Origin of the sequence: Mesorhizobium sp. M4B.F.Ca.ET.089.01.1.1, assembly GCF_004022605.1 — a bacterium.
In the GTDB taxonomy this organism is placed as follows: domain Bacteria; phylum Pseudomonadota; class Alphaproteobacteria; order Rhizobiales; family Rhizobiaceae; genus Mesorhizobium; species Mesorhizobium abyssinicae.
The window spans coordinates 1-3891 of the sequence record NZ_RZOS01000487.1 but is presented as its reverse complement, the minus strand read 5'-3'; the positions used below and the strand labels follow the sequence as shown (position 1 = coordinate 3891).

Sequence of the window (3891 nt, the reverse complement as noted above, 5' to 3'; positions counted from 1 at the left end):
GGCGCCCCCCTCCCGCCATATCGCCTGGGATCCCGGCGCACTGCCCGTCGCCCATCGCATGGCCGCCGCGCTCGATGCCACGCTGGTCGAAACCTGCATCTCGCGCCTCGTCATCGACTGCAATCGGCCGCTCGATGCGCCGGACCTCGTGCCTCCGGTCAGCGAGACCACGGTCATTCCCGGCAATGCCGGTCTGTCGGACAAGCAGCGCGCCGCGCGTATCGATCTGTCGTGGCGGCCGTTCCATGACTCGATCGCAGGCATCATCGACGAGCGGCTGGCGCGCGGACAGGAAACGCGGCTGGTGTCGGTGCATTCCTTCACGCCGGTCTACAAGGGCAAGAGCCGGCCCTGGCACATCGGCATCATCCATGACGAGGACCGCCGGCTAGCGGCACCCCTGATCGCAGCGCTCAAGCGGCTCGCCGGCGTCACGGTCGGCGTCAACGAACCCTATTCGCCGGCCGACCGCGTCTATTTCACGCTGGAACGCCATGCGCGCTCGCGCGGCCTTGCCTGCGCGATGATCGAAATCCGCAACGATGAAATCTCCGGCGAGGCCGGGCAGCGGAGATGGGCGGATCTGCTCACCGGCATTTTTTCTGATCTGGAGCCCGAGGAGGCCAGCGGCTCCCGACAACGCGCAGTGGGATAGTCAGTACAATCGGCCAACTAAGAACTAAAGGGGACTTCAAATGGCAGCACCGGGTTATACCGAAGTTGATAAGGCGGAGGACGTAAAGCACCTCCACAGCATGGGCTACGCCCAGGAACTGGAGCGGCGCCTCAGCCGCTTTTCGAATTTCGCCGTTTCCTTCTCCATCATCTGCATCCTGTCCGGCGGCATCAATTCGCTGGCGCAGGCCACCTCCGGCGCCGGCGGCATCGGCATCGGCATCGGCTGGCTGGTCGGCTGCTTCGTCTCGCTGACCTTCGCGGTCGCCATGTCGCAGATCAGCTCGGCCTATCCGACGGCCGGCGGCCTCTATCACTGGGGTTCGATCCTCGGCAATCGCGGCACCGGCTGGGTGACTGCCTGGCTCAACCTGCTCGGCCTGATCACCGTGCTCGGCGCCATCAATGTCGGCACCTGGACGTTCTTCGTCGGCGCCTTCGGGCCGGCGCTCGGCATCGAGGGCAATCTGACCAACCAGATGATCTTCCTGATCATCATCACCGGCGCCCAGGCGCTGATCAACCATCTCGGCATCAAGCTGACGGCGAAGCTGACCGACTTCTCGGGCTATCTCATCTTCTTAGGCTCGATCCTGATCGCGATCGTCTGCCTTGCCGCCGCCGAGACCTGGGATTTCAGCCGTCTCTTCACCTTCCACAACTACTCGGGCGATGCCGGCGCCGGCGTCTGGCCGTCGGTGTCGAACGCCTGGGTGTTCGCGCTCGGCCTGCTGCTGCCGATCTACACCATCACCGGCTACGACGCCTCGGCGCACACCTCCGAGGAAACCATCAAGGCGGCCAGTTCCGTGCCGCGCGCCATGGTCATGTCGGTCATCTGGTCGGCCGTTTTCGGCTACCTGTTCCTGGCCGCCTTCATCCTGATGATCCCGAACATGGACGACGCCGCCAAGCAGGGCTGGAACGTGTTCTTCTGGGCCTTCGACCAGCGTGTCAGCCCCGGCATCAAGGAGTTCGTCTACCTCGTCGTGTTCGTCGCGCAGCTGCTGTGCGGCCTGGCGACGGTGACCTCGGCCTCGCGCATGATCTTCGCCTTCTCGCGTGACGGCGGCCTGCCGGGTTCGGCAGCGCTGGCCAAGGTCAGCCCGACCTATCGCACGCCGGTGGCGGCGATCTGGACGGCGTCGATCCTGTCGGTGCTGTTCGTCTGGGGTTCGACGCTGGTTTCGGTCGCCGGTACCTCGGCCTACACGATCGTGGTGTCCTGCACGGTCATCTTCCTGTTCCTGTCCTTCACCGTGCCGATCGTGCTCGGCATGCTGGCCTGGGGCACGCCGAAGTGGGACAAAATGGGCCCGTGGAACATGGGGCGTGCGATCTTCATGCTGTTCGGCGTCCTCTCCATTCTGTCGATGATCCTGATCTTCGTCATCGGCATCCAGCCGCCGAACGACTGGGCGCTCTACATCACCGTCGGCTTCTTCATCCTGACGGCGATCGTGTGGTTCGCGTTCGAACGCAACCGCTTCCAGGGCCCGCCGCTCGGCGACATCATCGCGGCGCGCCAGGCAGCGATCCAGGCGGCCGAACAGGCGGTCGGCGAAACCGGCCACTGACTTCCATAACCATGGCCATGGCCGGCCTCGCGCCGGCCATGGCTGCGTTTATCCCTCTCAACGACCAAGCGCTGGAGTGCCAAAGGAATGGCCGGAAATTTCTCGTTCGATCAGTTGAAGAAAGCGGTCTCCAATGGCGAGATCGACACGGTGTTGGCTTGCATCGTCGACATGCAGGGCCGGCTCGCCGGAAAGCGGTTCCTTGCCCAGTATTTCGTCGATTCCGCGCATGGCGAAACGCATGGCTGCAACTATCTGCTTGCCTGCGACATCGATATGGAGCCGGTGCCGGGCTACAAGGCGGCGAGCTGGTCGAAGGGTTATGGCGACTTCGTCATGAAGCCGGACCTTGCGACGCTGCGGCGGCTGCCGTGGCTCGAAAAGACGGCGCTTGTGATTTGCGACGTGCTCGACCACCACGACCATGAAGACCTCGCACATTCGCCGCGCGCGATCCTGAAGAAGCAGGTCAAGCGCCTGAAGGATCGCGGCTATATCGGCTACTTCGCCTCCGAGCTCGAATTCTACCTCTTCAACGAAACCTACGATTCCGCCCGCAAGAAGCACTGGCAGGGCCTCGACTCAGCCTCGCCCTACATCGGCGACTACCAGATCGGCATCACCACCAAGGAAGAAGGCGTCATGCGCCGGCTTCGCAACGAGATGGAAGCTGCCGGCATTCCGATCGAGAACTCCAAGGGCGAATGGGGCCCGGGCCAGGAAGAGATCAATGTGCGCTACGCCGAAGCGCTCGACATGGCCGACCGCCACGTCATCCTGAAGAACGGCGCCAAGGAGATCGCCGATTCCGAGGGCAAGTCGATCTCCTTCATGGCCAAGTACAATTACGGGCTCGCCGGCAACTCCAGCCACATCCACAATTCGCTGTGGAGCGCCGACGGCAAGACGCCGCTGTTCTTCGACAAAAACGCCGAATGGACGTTGTCGACGCTCGGCCAGCAATGGGCCGCGGGCCAGCTCAAATACGCCAAGGAGTTCACCTGGTTCCTGGCGCCCTACATCAACTCCTACAAGCGCTTCCAGGCCGGCACCTTCGCGCCGACCAAGATCATGTGGAGCGAGGACAACCGCACCGCCGGTTTCCGCCTGTGCGGCGAAGGCACCAAGGGCATCCGCATGGAATGCCGGATCGGCGGCGCCGATTTGAACCCCTACCTCGCCTTCGCGGCGCTGATCGCGTCCGGCCTTGCCGGCATCGACGAGAAGCTGGAACTGCAGAAGCCGTTCGTCGGCGATGCCTACCAGGCTTCGCGCCTGCCCGAGATCCCGAAGACGCTGCGCGACGCCACCGACACGCTGTCAAAGTCGAAGATGCTGAAGCACGCCTTCGGCGAGGATGTTGTCGAGCACTATGTGCATACGGCCCGCTGGGAGCAGTTCGAATACGACCGCCGGATCACCGATTGGGAACTGCACAGGGGGTTCGAGCGGTACTAGGGTGCCGGCTTAGCGTCGGCGCTGCCCCTCGCCGTTACCCTCTACCGGTGAAGAACGGGGGAGGGGCGTCAGCGCAGGAGTTTCGCCCTTCTCCCCGTATGGGGGGAGGGTGCCGGCAGGCGGATGAGGGGCGGCGCCACGCCACATGATTTTCGATTGTTGTAAAACTGCGAGGAAGACA

Annotated in this window: 3 protein-coding genes; all 3 read left to right on the top strand. The window is 63.6% G+C overall.

The window, feature by feature from the left end; translation table 11 throughout:
• The coding region (locus tag EN780_RS29105) for an N-formylglutamate amidohydrolase (RefSeq protein ID WP_128276012.1) at window positions 1-655 on the top strand (655 nt) is incomplete at its 5' end.
• A gap of 40 nt (window positions 656-695) precedes the next feature.
• Entirely contained in the window at window positions 696-2252 is a 1557-nt protein-coding gene (locus EN780_RS29100) for an amino acid permease (protein ID WP_128276011.1), read from the top strand.
• 87 nt (window positions 2253-2339) lie between these two features.
• Window positions 2340-3710, top strand: a complete 1371-nt coding sequence (locus tag EN780_RS29095) for a glutamine synthetase family protein (protein WP_128276010.1) — start codon at window positions 2340-2342, stop codon at window positions 3708-3710.
• Window positions 3711-3891 lie beyond the last annotated feature (181 nt).